This window comes from Posidoniimonas polymericola (genome assembly GCF_007859935.1).
Lineage (GTDB): Bacteria > Planctomycetota > Planctomycetia > Pirellulales > Lacipirellulaceae > Posidoniimonas > Posidoniimonas polymericola.
In genome coordinates this window covers 1-16,668 of sequence record NZ_SJPO01000011.1, presented here as the reverse complement: position 1 = coordinate 16,668, position 16,668 = coordinate 1, and the positions used below count along the sequence as shown (strand labels likewise).

General features: G+C 67.8%; 14 protein-coding genes and 2 tRNA genes. 13 read left to right on the top strand and 3 right to left on the bottom strand.

The genetic code is table 11. The features are described from left to right. The gene (locus Pla123a_RS19680; protein ID WP_146590189.1) at positions 1 to 1,275 is read left to right on the top strand and encodes a TackOD1 domain-containing metal-binding protein; all 1,275 of its coding nucleotides are present in this window, start codon (positions 1 to 3) and stop codon (positions 1,273 to 1,275) included. After that, a complete protein-coding gene (locus Pla123a_RS19675; RefSeq protein WP_146590187.1) occupies positions 1,229 to 2,509 on the top strand; it encodes a glycosyltransferase family 2 protein in 1,281 nt (426 codons plus the stop codon). The genes Pla123a_RS19680 and Pla123a_RS19675 overlap by 47 nt, the downstream gene beginning before the upstream one ends. Before the next feature lie 12 nt (positions 2,510 to 2,521). Here the strand turns inward: Pla123a_RS19675 and Pla123a_RS19670 are convergent, their stop codons facing one another. Next, on the bottom strand, positions 2,522 to 3,613 hold the full coding sequence (locus tag Pla123a_RS19670) for a 3-isopropylmalate dehydrogenase (protein ID WP_146590185.1): 1,092 nt from the start codon (positions 3,611 to 3,613) through the stop codon (positions 2,522 to 2,524). Positions 3,614 to 3,878: 265 nt separating this feature from the next. On the opposite strand from Pla123a_RS19670, the gene Pla123a_RS24760 reads away from it, so the two are divergent. The 7 genes from Pla123a_RS24760 (at position 3,879) to Pla123a_RS19640 (ending at position 8,575) form a co-directional block, all read left to right on the top strand. Then, positions 3,879 to 4,034: a hypothetical protein gene (locus tag Pla123a_RS24760; RefSeq protein ID WP_197528130.1), complete on the top strand. Its 156-nt coding sequence runs from the start codon at positions 3,879 to 3,881 to the stop codon at positions 4,032 to 4,034. Positions 4,035 to 4,060: 26 nt separating this feature from the next. Then, positions 4,061 to 5,023: a GGDEF domain-containing protein gene (locus Pla123a_RS19665; RefSeq protein ID WP_231956565.1), complete on the top strand. Its 963-nt coding sequence runs from the start codon at positions 4,061 to 4,063 to the stop codon at positions 5,021 to 5,023. A 71-nt stretch (positions 5,024 to 5,094) separates the two neighbouring features. Then, positions 5,095 to 5,168: transfer RNA gene (locus tag Pla123a_RS19660), tRNA-Thr, on the top strand. Between the two features lie 181 nt (positions 5,169 to 5,349). Beyond that, positions 5,350 to 6,675, top strand: coding sequence for a DNA-directed RNA polymerase subunit alpha C-terminal domain-containing protein (locus Pla123a_RS19655; RefSeq protein ID WP_146590181.1), 1,326 nt, complete (start codon positions 5,350 to 5,352; stop codon positions 6,673 to 6,675). Between the two features lie 20 nt (positions 6,676 to 6,695). After that, the gene (tgt, locus tag Pla123a_RS19650; RefSeq protein WP_146590179.1) at positions 6,696 to 7,832 is read left to right on the top strand and encodes a tRNA guanosine(34) transglycosylase Tgt; all 1,137 of its coding nucleotides are present in this window, start codon (positions 6,696 to 6,698) and stop codon (positions 7,830 to 7,832) included. Positions 7,833 to 7,889: 57 nt separating this feature from the next. Next, a tRNA-Gln gene (locus Pla123a_RS19645) sits at positions 7,890 to 7,961 on the top strand. Between the two features lie 176 nt (positions 7,962 to 8,137). Next, positions 8,138 to 8,575 (top strand): hypothetical protein, encoded by a 438-nt coding sequence (locus tag Pla123a_RS19640; protein ID WP_146590177.1) that lies wholly within the window; start codon positions 8,138 to 8,140, stop codon positions 8,573 to 8,575. Positions 8,576 to 8,715: 140 nt separating this feature from the next. On the opposite strand, the gene Pla123a_RS19635 is transcribed toward Pla123a_RS19640, so the two are convergent. After that, complete coding sequence (locus Pla123a_RS19635) at positions 8,716 to 10,158, bottom strand: oxidoreductase (protein ID WP_146590175.1); 1,443 nt, start codon at positions 10,156 to 10,158, stop codon at positions 8,716 to 8,718. Positions 10,159 to 10,344: 186 nt separating this feature from the next. On the opposite strand from Pla123a_RS19635, the gene Pla123a_RS19630 reads away from it, so the two are divergent. From Pla123a_RS19630 to Pla123a_RS19620, 3 genes are all read left to right on the top strand, one after another. Further along, positions 10,345 to 11,034 (top strand): transglutaminase family protein, encoded by a 690-nt coding sequence (locus tag Pla123a_RS19630; protein WP_146590173.1) that lies wholly within the window; start codon positions 10,345 to 10,347, stop codon positions 11,032 to 11,034. Positions 11,035 to 11,121: 87 nt separating this feature from the next. Next, positions 11,122 to 13,068: a glycoside hydrolase family 32 protein gene (locus Pla123a_RS19625; protein WP_146590171.1), complete on the top strand. Its 1,947-nt coding sequence runs from the start codon at positions 11,122 to 11,124 to the stop codon at positions 13,066 to 13,068. Positions 13,069 to 13,275: 207 nt separating this feature from the next. Further along, entirely contained in the window at positions 13,276 to 14,433 is a 1,158-nt protein-coding gene (locus tag Pla123a_RS19620; protein WP_197528129.1) for a type IV pilus twitching motility protein PilT, read from the top strand. Here the strand turns inward: Pla123a_RS19620 and Pla123a_RS19615 are convergent. Continuing rightward, positions 14,430 to 15,251 carry a hypothetical protein gene (locus Pla123a_RS19615; protein WP_146590166.1) on the bottom strand — a complete coding sequence of 274 codons (822 nt, stop codon included), beginning with the start codon at positions 15,249 to 15,251 and terminating at the stop codon, positions 14,430 to 14,432. The genes Pla123a_RS19620 and Pla123a_RS19615 overlap by 4 nt on opposite strands. Before the next feature lie 383 nt (positions 15,252 to 15,634). On the opposite strand from Pla123a_RS19615, the gene Pla123a_RS19610 reads away from it, so the two are divergent. Further along, positions 15,635 to 16,381, top strand: coding sequence for an LssY C-terminal domain-containing protein (locus tag Pla123a_RS19610; RefSeq protein ID WP_231956564.1), 747 nt, complete (start codon positions 15,635 to 15,637; stop codon positions 16,379 to 16,381). Positions 16,382 to 16,668 lie beyond the last annotated feature (287 nt).

The window sequence follows — 16,668 nt, the reverse complement described above, 5'->3', positions numbered from 1 at the left end:
ATGAGCCAAGAAGCGATCACACCAACCGCGCCGCCGCTCAGCGTCGCCGCGCCAACCGCCGCGGCAGGCGGCCTGTCCCCCTGGCGGGTGCTGCACGTCGAGCCGAACCTGCTCGACGCGATGAAGCTGAAACTGGCGCTGCACGATCGGCTACCGGTCGACTCGCAGTTGATGCACGTCTCAACCTACGAGGCGGCCGAGGCGCACTTGGCTGTCGAACTGGTCGACGCGGTGCTGGTCGGCTACTCATTCGGCGAGGCCGAGTCGGACGAATCGCTGCGGCGGATTGTGCAAGGCTGTTCCGGCGCGCCGGTGGTAGTGCTGTCGGTCGACAGCCACACCGAAGCGGTGATGCGGGCCGGTCGGCTCGGGGCGCAGGAGTTCCTGCCCAAAGAACAAATGACTGGCGAGCGGCTCGCCTCGCTGCTGTGGCCGCTGATTGTGTCCGACGCCGACCAGAACGCCGCGGGCCCAGCCGAACGCCGCAAGGCGGGTCGGCACGAGTGCTCTGCCGCCGCGGTGGTGCTGTCGGTCACGCCCGACGGGCGGCCGGGGGTCGAGACGCCCGCCCGGCTGGTGAACCTCAGTCGGATCGGCCTGGGGCTCCTGGTCGATCAGGACCCGCAGGCGATCCCCGACCGCTGCGTCGTGGGGGTAGAGGGCCCGGACGGGCAGTACCGTTACGCGACCGTCGAATGGCGGCAGCGGCGGCTCGCGCTGCCGTCGGTCCACCTGGGGGGACGCTTTGTTACCGGCGACGAGGATCTGCTCGACCCGCGGCAGCTGACCCCGCGGCTTGACCCGCAACGGCTCACCTACGCCCCGCCGATGGACCCCGCCCTGCTGCAGGCGTGGGCCTCGCGCGGCGTGCTGCGTTCGCGGGTGGTCGACCGCGTGAAGAGCTGCCCGGAGTGCTACTCGCTGCTGAGCTACCGCGACGGCTGCCAGGCGTGCGGGTCGTTCGACACGGAGCCGACGCGGCTGATCCACCACTTCGCCTGCGCCCACGTTGGGCCGGAGGCCGAGTTCGGCTTGGGCGCGCCCGCGTGTCCCAAGTGCCGCAACGCCAAGCTGGTGGTCGGCGCCGACTTCGAATACATCGAGGGCCCGCACAAGTGCCGCGAGTGCTCGTGGTCCGACGCAGAACTCTCCCTGATCGCCGAGTGCATGAGCTGCGGCAAACGCGCCGACGCCCGCGAGGCGATCGAAAAGGACGTCGTCGCGTACTATGTTAACCGCCTGGATCCAATGGCTCTCGTCGAGGACGCTCGGTGAGCTGCTGCTCATCGCATGGCCGCTGCTGTGCGTCGATGGGCTGAGGTACGGGCTGGCGACCGTCGTCATGTGCCTGGCGGACGCGGTGCGCGACGTGGTCGACTGGCTGCGGGACGGGCCGGCGAGCCAAGAAGAATTCCGCCCGCCGATCTGCGTGGTGCTGGCCGGGCTGAACGAGGCCGACACGATCGGCGCTACCCTCGAGTCGGTGTGGGGCAGCTACGCCCCTATGGAGATCATCGTCGTCGACGACGGCTCGACCGACGGCATGGCGGACGTCGCGAAGAAGTTCGCCCAGGACCACCCCGGCGTGATGGTGATCCGCAAGCCGCAGCGGGGCGGCAAGTCTTCGGCGCTCAACTGCGCGCTGCCGTTCGCCAAGGCGCCGATCCTGGTCTGCGTCGACACCGACTCGCACGTCGAGCCGGGCGCGATCGAGCGGATCGTCCAGCCGTTCCGCGACCCCAGGGTCGCCGCGGCGTCGGGCGCGGTGGTCGCGCGGAACGCCAACACCAGCCTGCTGACGCGGCTGCAGGCGGCGGAGTACCTGCGGTCAGTGTTCGTGGGGCGGCTGCTGAGCTCCCGGCTCGGCGTGCTGAGCATCGTGTCGGGCGCGTTCGGCGCGTACCGCCGCTCGGCGCTCGAGCGGACCGGCGGCTGGGACGTCGGCCCCGGCGAGGACGGCGACCTCGTGCTGCGGCTCCGCAAGGGGGGCTGGCAGGTGCGTCACGTGCCGCTCGCGCAGTGCCTGACCAACCTGCCGACCAAGTGGCGTCAGCTGTTCAAGCAGCGCCGCCGCTGGGAGTGGGCGGCGGTGACCTTCGAGTGCCGCAAGCACCTCGACCTGGCGAACGTCCGCAGCCCCGGGTTCCGGCTCAGCAACCTGGCAATCCTGGCCGAGACCTGGTTCTTCCGGATCCTGCTGACCTACCTGGCGGCGGCGTCGATGGTGGTGATGGCCGTCTGCTGGCCCGGCTGGTTCGTGTACGCGTTGCTCACCAACTACGCGTTGTGCGTGCTGCTAGAACTGGCGCAGTGGATGGTAGTGATGTTCTACACCCCCAAGCCGGCGCGCGACGCGTGGGCCCTGCTGTGCGTGCCGCTGATGCCGGCGTACTTCCTGTTCATCAAGGCGGCGTCGCTCGTGGCGTACACCGAGGAGTTCTTCTGGCGGCGCTCGTACCGCGACACCTTCGTGCCGGCGCACGTCAGCCGCCGCACGTGGCAGTGGTAGCCGTGGCGAACGCTACAGCGCGTCGGCGACCATGCTGCCGATCTCGTCGGTGCCGTAGCCAGAGCGGTCGAGGTTCTTGCCGGCAAACTTCGGCGTGACCTTCTTGACCGCCGCGCCGATCTGCTCGCCGCACTTCACCGCGGCGGCGTTCTGCTTGATGCGGCCGGTCTCACGCAGCAAGAGGCCGAGCGAGTCGATCGTGGCGATCGGGTTCGCCAGGTTCTGCCCGGCGATGTCGGGCGCCGAGCCGTGCACCGGCTCGAACATCGACGGCGCCACGCCGTCCGGGTTGAGGTTGCCGCTGGCGGCCATGCCCATGCCGCCGGCAATGGCGGCGCCAAGGTCGGTGATGATGTCGCCGAACATATTGGGAACGACGATGACGTCGTACACCTCGGGGCGCTGCACCATGTACATGCAGCAGGCGTCGACGTGGTGGTAGTTGGTCTCGACCTCGGGGTACTCCTCGGCGACCTCCTTGAAGGCCCGGTGCCAGGTGTCGCCGGCGAAGGTCAGCACGTTGGTCTTGTGGACCAGCGTCAGGTTCTTGCGCTGGCGGGTCTTGGCGAGCTCGAACGCGTAGCGGATGCAGCGTTCCACGCCGAACCGCGTCGAGACCATCGTCTGGCTGCTGACCTCCTGGGGCGTCCCCTTGCGGACGTAGCCGCCGACGCCGCAGTACAGGTCCTCGGTGTTCTCGCGGACGCAGACGAAGTCGATGTGCTCGGCGGTCTTGTCCTTGAGCGGGGTCTCGATGCCGGGGTACAGGCTCACCGGCCGCAGGTTGATGTACTGGTCGAGCTCGAAGCGGAGCTTCAGCAGGATGCCCTTCTCGATCACTCCGCCGGCCAGGCGGGGGTCGTTCGGCAGGCCGCCGACGGCGCCGAGCAGGATCGAGTCGAAACCGCGCAGCTTCTCGATGTCGCTGTCGTCCAGTACGTGGCCGGTCTCGAGGAAGTGGGCGGCCGAGAACGGGAACTCGGTCACGCTGTACTCGAGGCCGCAGCCGTGGGCGGCCGCCCGCAGCACCTCCAGCGAGGCTCCGACAACTTCGGGGCCGATTCCATCTCCAGCGATCTGGGCAATCTTAAGGGGCTGCGACATTTTCTCAGACAACGGGTTTCGAGGCCCCGCGGCGAATGTGCCGACAGGCCGGTGCGGCGGGTTAGGAAGAAACCAGCAGTTTACCAGCCGACGCTGGGCTGTGGCAGTCTCTCCGGCGGACCGGTTGTGCCGGTTGTGGCGGTCGCCCGCGACCCTGCGGCCTGGACCCCCGCGGCCGCGTCCACGGCGGGCCGCCCGGCGCCCCGGCCGGTCCTATGCTTCCGATAGTGTGTGCCCGCCCTCTCCCGGCCCTGAGCGTCCCGCCATGCAGTACATCATCGAACGGCTCAACGACGTCCCCAGCGACACTTGGCGGTGGTTTTCGACCCTGTCCCGCGATGAGTGGATGATCGTCCTGGCGGCGGTCACGTTCCTCGGTTTCCTGTGCATGCGCGGCTTCGGCTCGCGGAGCAGCTACTAGTCCTCACCCCCCGGCGTGTGCCAGTGATGTTCGCAAACTTCTTGAGCTACGGGATCCCGGAGACCGTCGCGTTGGCGGTGGTCGCGGTGCTCGGCTACCTGTTTGGCCGCCGCCAGCCCACCCAGGAAAACACCTCGGCCTCCGACGATATTCAACGCGCCACGGCCATTGCGCTCGAGCTCGAGAGCATCGCCGGCGAACTACGCACCGACCTCGCCTTCCACCGGACCCAGGTCGAGAATTTCAAGAAGCAGCTCCGCGTCGCGGCGACCTCCAGCGAGCAGGACGCCTGGGCCCAGCTCCGCAGCGAGGCCGAGGCGATCCTCGGCCCCACCCTCGAGCTGGCCGGCCAGCTCTCGTCTGCTTACGACAAGATCCGCCAGCAGTCGCAGTCGCTGTCGCACTACACCACTAGCCGCATCGACCCGCTGACCGGACTGAGCAACGGCCGGGCGCTGGAAGAGCAGCTCGAGATCATGCTCTCCCGCCGGTCGCCCCGCGACCGCGAGAGCGTCTGCTCGGTGGCGATGCTGACGGTCGCCGAGGTGCACACCGAACGGGCGCCCGACTCGCCGGCGCCGCTGGCGAGCCTGGCCCAAGCGGTTAGCCGTCAGCTGCGGGGCAGCGACTTCGCCGCCCGCTACGGCTCGGACGAGCTGGTGGTGGTGATGCCCAAGACGCCGCTCTCTGGGGCGTGCGTGTTCGGCCGCCGATTCCGCGCGACGAGCGAGGTCCAGCTCGGCATGCAGGTCTGCTGCGGCGTGGCCGAGGCCCAGCCGGGCGAGACCGCCCGGTCGCTGCTGGCCCGGGCCGACGCGGCCCTGTACAGCGCGCGGGCGTCGAAACCCGGGGCGCAGTACCTGCACAACGGGTCCGCTATCCGCAGCGACACGGCGGCCCCGCTGCCGTGCCGCCCCCCCGCGCCGGACGGGGAAGACCCGGCCAATTCTAAGGAAGAAGCTGCCGCCTGCGAGGCGAGCACACGCTGAAGGGGTTCCCGATTGCAGGAATCGCCCGCAGGGCATAGAATTCGGGGCTTGCGGCGCCTTGTCCGCAATGGGCCAGCGTAGCTTCAATCGGCAGAGCACCGCATTCGTAATGCGGGGGTTGTGGGTTCGAATCCCACCGCTGGCTCCTTTCCCACCCTTATTCGGGCCGACAGGCCCCGCAGGACCTGGGCCTTTACCGGCCGGGGCCGCCAAGCTGCTGGCTCGGGCAACGCCCGAGCGTGGCGCTAGGCGGGCCACTTCTGCGGGGATGCGAGGCCCGATCCATGGCGTGGAGTTCATCCGAGATCACGGAGCCTCCCAATCAAATGTCGACTGTCCAAGAAGCAGACGTCAAGCAGATCGTGCTATCCACCGCGGCCTTCGGACCGCGCGAGATTGAAGAGATCACCCAGACGATCTCGACCAACTACAGCAAGTACCGCGAGCTGCGCGAGGCGGTGGCCGAGCTGGAAGAGCAGCCCAGCCGCACGCCCGCCACGGCGGCCCGGCTCGGCGTCTGCCAGTACCTGCTGGGCCAGTACACCGCCTCGATCGAGACCCTCTCGCACGCCGACGGCGGGGCCCTGACCCACTTCTACCTGGGCAAGGCCAACCTGGCGCTCGACAACTACCCGGCCGCGATCACCGCGTACGACTCCGCCCAGCGGGCGGGCTACGAGCCGGGAGCCGTCGCGCTCGCCAAGGCCGAAGCCCTCCGCTACGACAAGCAGCCCGAGGAAGCCCTCAAGCTGCTCGACTCGCTCTCGGGCGCCGTCGAGCAGACCGCCGACTACCTGTACCAGCGGTCGGCCACGGTGCAGGCCCTGGGCGGCTCGCGCGATGAAGTCGTCGCCTACCTGGAGCGGGCCGTCAACGTCAACGACAGCCACTCCGGGGCCCTCTTCGGCCTGGCCCTCGAGAACGACCGCCACGGCAACGACCAGGACGCCCGCGAGCTGTACGAGCGGGCCTCGGTGCAGTTCCCCTCGCACGTCGGCACGCTGCTGAACCTCGGCATCCTGTACGAGGACCTCGAGCAGCACGAGCGGGCCAAGGCCTGCTACCGCCGCATCCTCGATTCGTTCCCGTCGCACCCGCGGGCCCGGCTGTTCTTCCGCGACGCCGACGCCAGCCGCGACATGTACTACGACGAGGAGGCCCGCCGCCGCCAGGACCGCATGAGCCAGGTGCTCGGCATCCCGGTCACCGACTTCGAGCTGTCGGTCCGCAGCCGCAACTGCCTGCAGAAGATGGGCATCATGACCCTCGGCGACCTGACCGAGACCTCCGAGCAGGTGCTGCTGTCGAGCAAGAACTTCGGCGAGACCTCCCTGGTCGAGATCCGCGAGATGCTCAGCTCCAAGGGCCTGGAGCTCGGCATGTTCGCCAACCAGAAGCGCGAAGAGGAAACCACCTACGACCCCGACTCGCTGTCGGCGGACGAGCGGGCCCTCTTGGACCGCCCGATCTCGGACCTCAACCTGTCGGTCCGGGCCCGCAAGTGCATGGTCCGCCTTGGGCTGACGACCATCGGCGAGCTGGTCCGCCGCACCGGCGACGACCTGCTGGAGTGCAAGAACTTCGGCGTCACGAGCCTCAACGAGGTCCGCGAGAAGCTGACCCAGGCCAACCTCAAGCTCCGCGGCGACTGATCGCCTCGGCGGGGTAAGACTTGGCCGCGCACGCCGTCACCTTTGAGCTGCACCACACCGACCCCGGGTGCGCGGCCCGCCGCGCCACGCTGCACACGCCGCACGGCGCGGTCGACCTGCCAACCTTTATGCCGGTTGGCACGGTCGGCACGGTCAAGGGCGTGGACGTCGACCGCCTCCGCGGCACGGGCGCCCAGATGGTGCTCGGCAACACCTACCACCTGGCCCTGCGTCCCGGCGAGGAGACCGTCGCGCAGCTCGGCGGCCTGCACGGCATGTCGGGCTGGACCGGCCCGATGCTGACCGACAGCGGCGGCTTCCAGGTCTTCAGCCTGGCGAAGCAGGTGAAGATCACCGAGGAGGGCGCCCGCTTCCACTCGCACATCGACGGCGCCGCCCTGCACCTGACGCCGGAGCGTTCGGTCGAGATCCAGCAGCACCTGGGCGCCGACGTGGCGATGGTGCTGGACCACGTGGTCGCGCTCCCCAACGAGCACGACGCGATCGTCGACGCGATGCAGCGGAGCCTCCGCTGGGCCGAGCGGTGCCAGCGGCACGCGTCGAAGCCGGACCAGTCGCTGTTCGCGATCGTCCAGGGCGGCCTCGACGCCGGGCTGCGGGTGGAGTGCGCCGAGCGGCTCGCCGCGATGGACTTCGCCGGCTACGCGATCGGCGGCTTGAGCGTCGGCGAGACCGCCGAGGAGATGGACCGCACGCTCGACGCGGTCTGCCCCGCCCTGCCCCGCGAGCGGCCCCGCTACCTGATGGGCGTCGGCACGCCCCGCGACCTGGTCGAGGCGATCAGCCGCGGGGTCGACATGTTCGACTGCGTGATGCCGACCCGCAACGGCCGCAACGCGCTGGCCTTTACCGACCACGGCCCGCTGCGGCTCCGCAACGCCCGCCACAAGCACGACACCGGGCCGCTGGAGGAGGACTGCCCGTGCCCCGCTTGCGGCCACAGCCGCGGCTACCTGCGGCACCTGTTCAACGCCGGCGAGATGCTCGGCCCGATCCTGCTGTCGATCCACAACCTGACCTACTACCAGCGGCTGATGGCCGCCGCCCGGGCGGCGATTGAGGAAGACCGCTTCGTCGCTTTCAAGGCCGAAAAGCTGGCCGGCTGGTCGGCAGGGAGAATGACCAACCCGCCTTGATTTTTTCTAGGCCGCGACCTAACCTATTTCGTTCGCCCAGTCATGGCGACCAATCATTGGGGATTGGTGTAATCGGTAGCACGACGGATTCTGATTCCGTTAGTCGGGGTTCAAGTCCCTGATCCCCAGCTTTCGAAAGCGGCCCGCCAGTTGGCGGGCCGCTTTTTTTGTGGGCAGCGATCAAGGATGCCGATAGACGCGCCGGACGATGAAGCCAATGCAAGTTGGTCGAGCACGCTGACTTGCACAGGTGGGTCCGTCCTTTGTACTTGCGAGAGCCACGCTCAGAGTCGGATAATGCAGGCGTGAAGAAACCGCGAATATCGCTGAAGCAGCTACTCGGGATCTTTGTGGTCGCCAGCATCGTCGCCTGGTGGGGAAGTAGATACGAGTCGTGGTACGGCGTCAGGTGGACACAAGCAGACTCTAAACTGCTCACCACTGAGTTGGCGGAAATCAACGGCGAGATCACTGAGAGAATGGCGATTAGGGTAGCCATCGATGCAGCCGTAAGTCGCGGAAAGTCGCTGAGGATTCTCCCCAACGGCGTTGAGCGGGGCGTGTGGACTCACTACTCGGAAGACGGCGAGCCAATCGAACCAGTCGAGGTTGAGTGCTACATCGTCCATCTCGAAGACATTCCGAGCGGTCCGAGCGGAGCTTTCACACGAATCCTAGGTGGCCACTGCACGGTGTTCGTGGGGCTCGATGGCTCAGTGCTTTACTTCGGTCGCGGAGCGTGAGACTCGACAGGCCTTGTCCTCTGCCAACCCGCACAGGTGGCGTCGCTCTGAGCATCGAAGAGTCTTTCAAACCTGCGCCGCAGTGAAACTCCTCCTCAGCGAACGCATTCCGACTTGTCAGGCAAGACCGCAGACGGTTCTTACGTCGGCACCGTCTCTTTCTTGATCTTGTTCAGCTCCTCCCGCTCGGGCATCTCCTTGTAGAACGGGTCGAGCGGGTAGCAGCCCGAGACGATGCCGTTGCGGGGGGCGGTGGTGCAGTCGCTGAAAGTGCGGCAGATCTTTTTGCGTTGCATCGTCTGCCCGGCGAGGACGTCGGCCGGCAGGTCGGGGTACGAGAGCACCATCCGGCCGAGGCCGACGCTGTCGATCATCCCACTTCGCACCGCCGCCTGGCCGACGTTCGGCAGCCAGTCCTGCAGGTAAGAGTAGCCCGAGCCGACGATCACCGTGTTCGGGTGGGCCGCCTTGAGCTCGGCGGTGGCGGCGATCTGCCGCGCGACGCCGACCAACGGGTCCTCCGGCGGCAGGTACCCGTCGGACGGCGGGAAGTAGGCGGGCCGCTGGATGTGGGGGTTGTAGTAGGGGCTGCCCGCGGTGCTGCACAGCAGGTCGATGCCGAGGTTCTTGAGCAGCTCGAGGAAGCGTTTCGGCTCGGTGAGGTCGATCCCGAGCGCCGTGCCGTCGCCGCCGAACGCGTAGCCGTAGGGCGCGTCGGCCGACGGGCGGCCGACGTTCTCGTCGCCCGGCTCGAACGGCGTGAAGTCGAACACGCTCAGCCGCACGCCGATCGCCAGGCCGGGCGCCTCGGCGCGGATGCCGTCGGTGATCCTGCGGACGAAGCGGGTGCGGCCCTCGAAGTCGCCGCCATACTTGCCCAGGCGATCGAAGCCCGAGAGCAGCTCGTGCCCCAGGTAGCCGTGGCAGTGCTTCACGTCGACAAACGTGTAGCCGACCTTGTGGGCCAGCTTGGCCGCGGCGATAAAGTCGTCGACCAGCCGGTCGAGCTCGTCGTCGGAGAGGATGGCCGCGTCGTCGGTAACGTTGAACTTCTTGTCGAGCACCGGGTGGCGGTAGCCGACGCGGGGCTCGATCCGCTTCTTGTCGTTGGGCCGCGCGAAGCGGCCGGAGTGCGTCAGCTGCAGGCCGAGCAGCAGGTCGTCGGTCGTGCCGAACCGCTCGCGGTGCGCGTCCAGCGCGATGGTCCGCAGCTCCTCGATGCCGGCCAGCGTGTGGTCGTTGATCATCAGCTGATTCGGGTTGGCCCGCCCCTCGGGCTGCACGGCAACCGCCTCGCCGCCCCACAGCAGCTTCGCGCCGGAGACGCCAAAGTTCCGCCAGCGGCGCTTGGTGAGCTCGGTCGGGCGGCCGTCGGTCTCGCCGTCCCAGCCCTCCATCGGCAGGATGCAGAACCGGTTGCCGATCACGCCGCCGCTCCACGGGAGCGACTGGCCGAGCGGGCTGGCGTCGCCCGCTTCGACCTGCTCGTCGAACGGCAACACGACGCCCAGCTCTTTCAGGCGTGTCAAGAAATCGGCGGCGGTTTTTAGGCTAGCGACGCGTGGGTACTTGGGTGCGGGCATGGGGCTGTGAAGAGTGGCCAGAAACACGCGCAGGACAGGAACCTGCGCTTCTCCTCTAATGTTACCGGCCGCACAACACAGGCGATACCGCCACCCAACGCGACCACCAACCCATTGCTTGCAGATTTCGGTTGCGAACGCGAAACTGGCCCGTAGGCACACCGCCCCCACAACGAGCAAACGAACTTGACCGGATCCCCCGCTTACTGCCGCCCCGCCGCTTACCGCGCGTTCGTCCGCGAGCTCGACGCGGCTCAGAGCCCACTGGGCCTGTTCCGCGCGGCCTCGGCCATCGCGCTGCACGCCCGCCCCGACGCGTCGATCGACGCCGACTGCGCGGTCGTCCAGAAGCTGGCCGACGCGGTCTGCTCGCGGGTCCGATCGCGCAGCGACCAGGCCCTGCTCGCCCACCTGCACGACGTGCTGTTCGAGGTCGCTGGGTTCCGCGGCAACACCACCGACTTCTACAACCCGGCCAACAGCTACCTGACCGACGTGCTCCGCTCGCGGCGGGGGATCCCGATCTCGCTGACGCTGGTCTACCGCACGATCGCCTCGCTGGTCGGGCTGCGGGTGGAGGGCGTGAACGCGCCGGGCCACTTCCTGGCCGCGGTGACCGTGCACGAGGGCGTCGGCGAGCACTCGCTGTTTGTCGACGCGTTCCACGGCGGCGCGCTGCTCAACGAGCACGAGACCATCGAGCTCATCTCCGGCGCCACCGGCCGGCAGGAACGGGCCACGCCCGCCACGCTCGCCATCGCCAGCCCGACCGACTGGCTGCTCCGCTCGCTCCGCAACCTGCAGGGCGTGTTCGCCCACCGCGGCCAGTTGCGCGACCAGCTGGCGATGCAGGAGCTGCAGGCGGCGCTCGAGTAGGCCCTGTGGTCGAACGCGGCGCCAGCGCGTCGGTTGTGGTAATCTAGTTGATTCGGACTGCCACCCACGACGCGCGAGGCGACCCTCTTGATCTACCCACGCTTGCTGCTTGCCGCCTGCTTTCTGGTCTGCTGCGGAGCCGCCCCCGCGGTGGCGCTCGGCGCCCCGCGGCCCGACACCGTGATCGCAGACTTCGAGGACGGCTACGGCGACTGGCAGGCCACCGGCGACGCCTTCGGCGACCGGCCCCCGGCGGGCGCGCTGCCGGGTCAGATGCCGGTCGACGGCTTTTCGGGCCGCGGGCTGGTGAACTCGTTCCGCGGCGGCGACCAATCGACCGGCACGCTCGCCTCGCCGGAGTTCACACTCGAGCGCCCGTACCTCACGATGCTGATCGGCGGCGGCGGCCACCGCGGCGAGACCTGCGTCGACCTCTGCATCGATGGGCAGGCCGTCCGCACGGCCACCGGGCCCAACCTGTCGCCCGGCGGCAGCGAGCGGCTCGCCCGCGTCTACTGGGACGTGCGTGACCTGGCCGGCGCGCGGGTCACGTTCCGCGTGGTCGACCGGTCGACCGCCGGCTGGGGCCACGTCAACGTCGACGACCTCCGCGCCACCGACCAGCCGGACGGCGCGCCCGCCCGCGAGTCCGGCGTGGAGCAGGACCTCCGCACGTTCGACTCTTACAGCGAGGTCGGCTACAACCAGCCGCTGCGGCCGCGGTTCCACTTCACGTCCCGCAAGCACTGGCTGAACGACCCCAACGGCATGGTGTACCTGGACGGCGAGTACCACCTGTTCTTCCAGCACAACCCGGCCGGCGTGCAGTGGGGCCACATGACCTGGGGCCACGCGGTGAGCCCCGACATGGTGCATTGGCGGCAGCTGCCGCACGCGATCCTGCCGTACGGCGGCGGGACCATCTACTCCGGCACCGCCGTGATTGACGCCAACAACACGCTCGGCGTCCCCGAGGGCGACTCCCCCACCATGGTCGCCGCGTTCACCCACGCCCGCTCGCCGTTCACGCAGGCGTTGGCCTACAGCACCGACCGCGGCCGCACGTTCCAGCTGCACAACCACGGCCGCCCGATTTTGCCGAACCAGGGCTACGACGACGGCGAGCGCGACCCGAAGGTCTTCTGGCATGAGGACTCTCAGCAGTGGGTCATGGTGCTGTGGGTGCAGCAGGGGACGCCCGGCCGCGTGCTGGTGCTGAACTCGCCGGACCTGCAAAACTGGGAGGTCGCCAGCCACTTCGACCGCGACTGGGTGTTCGAGTGCATGGACCTCGTGCAGCTGAGCGTCGATGGCGACCCCGACGACCAGCGTTGGCTGCTGTACGACGCGAGCTTCGAGTACGAGCTGGGAACTTTCGACGGCCGCACCCTCGAGACCGACCGCGTCGCGCACCGCGGCGAGTACGGCCCCAACTACTACGCCGCCCAGACGTTTAACAATGCTCCTGACGGGCGGACCGTGATCATCGGCTGGATGCGCGGCGGCGACGAGCCGTTCGTCGCCGCCGGGATGCCGTTCAACCAGCAGATGAGCTTCCCCTGCACGATGGAGCTCCGCACCACCGCCGACGGGGTCCGGCTGTTCCGCTGGCCAATCCAAGAGATCGAATCGCTGTGGGAGGAGTCGGTTGAGCTCGACTACCCCACGATCGCCGCGGCGAACACCGCCCTCGAGCAGCTCGACGCCGCGCAGCTCGACCTCAGCATCACCTTCGCGGCCGACCAGGCTACGACGCTGGCGATCAATCTGCGGGGCGAGCGGATTGAGTACCACGAGAGCGCCTTTTGGTACGCCGGAGTCCGCCTCCCTGCACCGCCGGTCGACGGACGCGTGTCGCTCCGGGCGCTGGTTGACCGCGCGTCGATCGAGCTGTTCGCCAACCACGGCCAGGCGGTGTCGTCGCACTACGCGAAGCTCGACCCAAGCAGTCACAAAGTAGAGTTGACGCCCGACCCTACGTCCGAGCTGATCCGTGTCGAGGCGCACCGTGTCGGCTCCATCTGGGAAGAGTAGACCGGCCTGGCCGGCTACCGCAGGGACAGGGAATCTCGCTAGATCACGCTCGCTTTGGGTCGCGGCGACGCGTAGACTGGAAAGAGGCGCTCCGCGGGGCGCCGACCAGCGGGGCCTAGTGCACCGCAGCGACGCCGCCCACTCGGCGCGGGGCGGGCCGTGGCCTCTTCCCTCGCGCCGCACGTGAGCAGCCGTATGGATGCTTCGGTGGAAGCGCAGCCTACTGCGCCCGCGTCTGGCGATTCGACCATCATCACCGAATCGCCCACCCAGGTCATGAACAACCTGTTGGCGTTCGTCTCTAGGACCAAGTCGTCCGACCTGCATATCAAGACCGGCTACTCGCCGACCGTGCGGATCGGCGGGCACCTCCGCAAGGTTCAGATGCCGCCCATCCCCGACTCCGCGTTCGTCAACGCCATGGTGCTGCCGCTTGCGCCCGAGGGCCGGCTCAGCGAGTTCGACAAGAACGGCTCGCTCGACTTCTCTACCCAGATCGCCAGCGGCGACCGGTTCCGCATCAACATTTTCAAGTCGCAGGGCGACACGCACGTCGCGATGCGCCGCGTGCAGTCCGAGATCAGCGACTTCAACAAGCTGAACCTGCCGGACGTCTACCGCGAAGTCATCAGCCACGTGAACGAGGGCCTGATCCTGGTCTGCGGCGTTACGGGCTCGGGCAAGAGCTCCACCATGGCCGCCATGGTCGACTACATCAACCACACCCGCGGCCTGCACATCGTCACGATCGAGGACCCGATCGAGTTCCACTTCGAGGGCGACAAGAGCATCATCTCGCAGCGCGAGGTCGGCTCCGACGTCCGCAACTTTAGCGACGCCCTGCGGGTGGTGGTCCGCCAGGACCCCGACATGATCCTCATCGGCGAGATGCGCGACCGCGAGACCGTGCTCGCCGCCATCCAGGCCGCCGAGACCGGCCACCTCGTGCTCGGCTCACTCCACTGCGCCGACGTGCCGCTCAGCTTCGCGCGGATCCTCGAGTTCTTCGACCGCTCCGAACACGCGTTCGTCCGCTCTTCGCTGGCCAACAGCCTGCGGGCCATCATGTGCCAGCGGCTGCTGCCGGGCATCGAAGACGGCTCGCGGTTCCCGGCCACCGAGGTGCTGCTGAACAACTCGGTGGTGCAGCGGAAGATCATGGAGGAGGAAGACGAGGACCTGCACGCCGTGCTGCACGGCTACCGCGACTCCGGCATGCGTGACTTCTCCTACTCGCTGTTCGAACTGGTCGAGCAGGACAAGATCAACCGCAAGGTAGCGCTCGAATCGGCCCCCAACCGCGACGCGTTCATGTCGCTGCTCAAGGGGATCGACGCGGCGGCGTCGGGCATCATCGCGCACTAGCACTCCCCCGGCTCACGCCGGGGGCTCATAGCGTGTTTCAGACAGCAGCCCTCGGCGGCAGCCGCGGGTTTTGCGGAGGGGACAACGCTCGCGAGCCCACGAACCTGCCGCATGGCATCCTCATCGTTTTGTCCAAAAACACGAAGCGAGGGGACAAAACCCTCCGCGTTGGAAACCCCGCCGCCTGCGTTTGAATCTTCCACGGCAGGCTCAACCGCGGGTTCCGGCGCCGGCCCGAGCTCCGGTTTTGTCCCGCGCTGCCGCTCCCGCCGCGCCGACGCGGCGATTTGCTCCGCGAGCTCTTTCAGCGCCGCGGCGACTGGTGAGCGACGGTCCTTCGCTGGGCGAGCGGCGGTGGTGGTTGGCTCCCCCGGCTGACGCCGGGGGCGCTTGGGGTCGGCCGGCGGTTCTTGATGGGGCGGTCGCGCGGAAGCAATCTGCTGGATCTGTCGCTCGAGGTCCCACGGCTGCGGCGGCTGTTTGGGCTTGGCTTTGGCCCGCTGTTGCTTGAGCTTCGCCTGCTCGCAACGCGCCCGCCGCTCGCGTTCTTCCTGGCGGTCCTGCCGGTCGACCAGCCACGCCGCGGCCCGCCAGTGCGTGGCCGCCGCCTGCCGCACCGCCTGCAGCGGCCCCAGCCGAGCGGCCATCCGCGCGCGACGCACCCGCTCGTCGAAATCGTCGTCGCGGGCCTGCTCACGGCGGATCGTCTTCACGCAGCAGCCGACATAGTCGGCCGCCTCGCCCACGGTCATCCCCGCGGTCAGCAGCGCACAAACCTCCCGCTGCTTCCCCTCATCCAGCACCCTTGGCCGACCCATTGCTTGCTCCCCGTGATTTTCGTGCCAACTGCGGATGTATACACATGTACACACACTCATTTTCGCCGACTGAGAGGCCGATTTCCACCGGAAACCACGGAGAAAGTCGCACGGCTCTCCGAGCCGTGAACAATCGGCGCCGTCACCAGAAACACGCCGCCCTTGCGCGTCAGCAACCAACCGGTTGGCACGTCCCAACAGCGCGTGGCAAATTACCAGCGGCGCCGCCCTAAGCGCGGTCACCAGCCGCGGGGCGTTAGCACCCGAATGCGCTCGACGCGACCCTTTCGGCAGGGCAGCACCGTCAGGTTTCTCTCCTCCCAAGCTTGCTGTCGGCGTAAAACAGCGATAGCTTACCGATGGGAAAGAAAGGAGACCGTTCCTTGGCGAACGAACACACAACCGCGGCGCCACGACGGCGGGTCCGGCCCGCCGTCCTGCTGAAGGGCGCCGTCAGCCTGTTAGCGGCATGGCTCATGCTTGCGTACCTGATCATGCCGATGGTGTGGAGCGAGTATGCGCAGCGACATCCCACGTTTGACGAGAACCCGCGCGTTACTCAGACCGCCGACCATCACCCTGGCGATCCGCTAAACGTGGCGCTGGTTGGTGCGCAGACGCAGATCCAGAGTCTTATGGCGGCCGCCGATTGGTATGCGGCCGTCGGCCTGGGGCTTGATAGCGACCTGAAGATTGCGGCGGACACGGTTCTGTCTCGTCCCGACGACGACGCGCCGGTAAGCAGCCTCTACCTATTCGGTCGGAAGGAAGACCTAGCATTTGAGCAGCCAGTGGGCGACAACCCCCGCCACCGCCATCACGTGCGACTCTGGAAGACCGGCGAAACAACCGCTGACGGCCGACCAAAGTGGATCGGTTCTGCGGTCTACGACCAACGCGTTGGGTTCAGCCACACGACAGGCGCAATCACACATGTGACGGCCCCGGATGTTGACGCCGAGCGCGACTACCTCTTCAAGTGCTTAGAAGCAACCGAGAAACTCGCAGATCAATACGTCATCCCCAACTTTCACAAGCAGCTCGAAGGGCTCAACGGTGGCGGCGATCCGTGGCAGACAGGCGGGAGCCTCTACGTCGGAATCGTCGCGGACGAGGCCGACGCCAACTAGGCCGCCGGGTGGCACAGTCTATGGAACGCCGAAATCGGGCGCCACTGGCTCCGGCTGGTGGCACTGCTTTGGCGCCACTGCCCAGCTTGCTGGCAGTGTGAACCAGTGAGCAGCCTGCTCTTCAACTCAGCTCGACACGATTCTCGGGTCAACAAGAAACTCCGGCGGCAACGCCGACAGACAGAGAAACAGGGAGACAGAGAAACAGGGACAGGTCCAATACTGTTCGGCACGCGATTTGCGCACGCCAATTCGTCACTGCGAGGCGATCTAGTCGAGGTTGCGCC

What these genes read in the sequence shown, in the direction of transcription:
- Pla123a_RS19680 (WP_146590189.1), top strand. Translation starts at nt 1, where the DNA reads ATGAGCCAAGAAGCGATCACACCAACCGCGCCGCCGCTCAGCGTCGCC.
- Pla123a_RS19675 (WP_146590187.1), top strand. Translation starts at nt 1,229, where the DNA reads ATGTTAACCGCCTGGATCCAATGGCTCTCGTCGAGGACGCTCGGTGAG.
- Pla123a_RS19670 (WP_146590185.1), bottom strand. Translation starts at nt 3,613, where the DNA reads ATGTCGCAGCCCCTTAAGATTGCCCAGATCGCTGGAGATGGAATCGGC.
- Pla123a_RS24760 (WP_197528130.1), top strand. Translation starts at nt 3,879, where the DNA reads ATGCAGTACATCATCGAACGGCTCAACGACGTCCCCAGCGACACTTGG.
- Pla123a_RS19665 (WP_231956565.1), top strand. Translation starts at nt 4,061, where the DNA reads ATGTTCGCAAACTTCTTGAGCTACGGGATCCCGGAGACCGTCGCGTTG.
- Pla123a_RS19655 (WP_146590181.1), top strand. Translation starts at nt 5,350, where the DNA reads ATGTCGACTGTCCAAGAAGCAGACGTCAAGCAGATCGTGCTATCCACC.
- Pla123a_RS19635 (WP_146590175.1), bottom strand. Translation starts at nt 10,158, where the DNA reads ATGCCCGCACCCAAGTACCCACGCGTCGCTAGCCTAAAAACCGCCGCC.
- Pla123a_RS19615 (WP_146590166.1), bottom strand. Translation starts at nt 15,251, where the DNA reads ATGGGTCGGCCAAGGGTGCTGGATGAGGGGAAGCAGCGGGAGGTTTGT.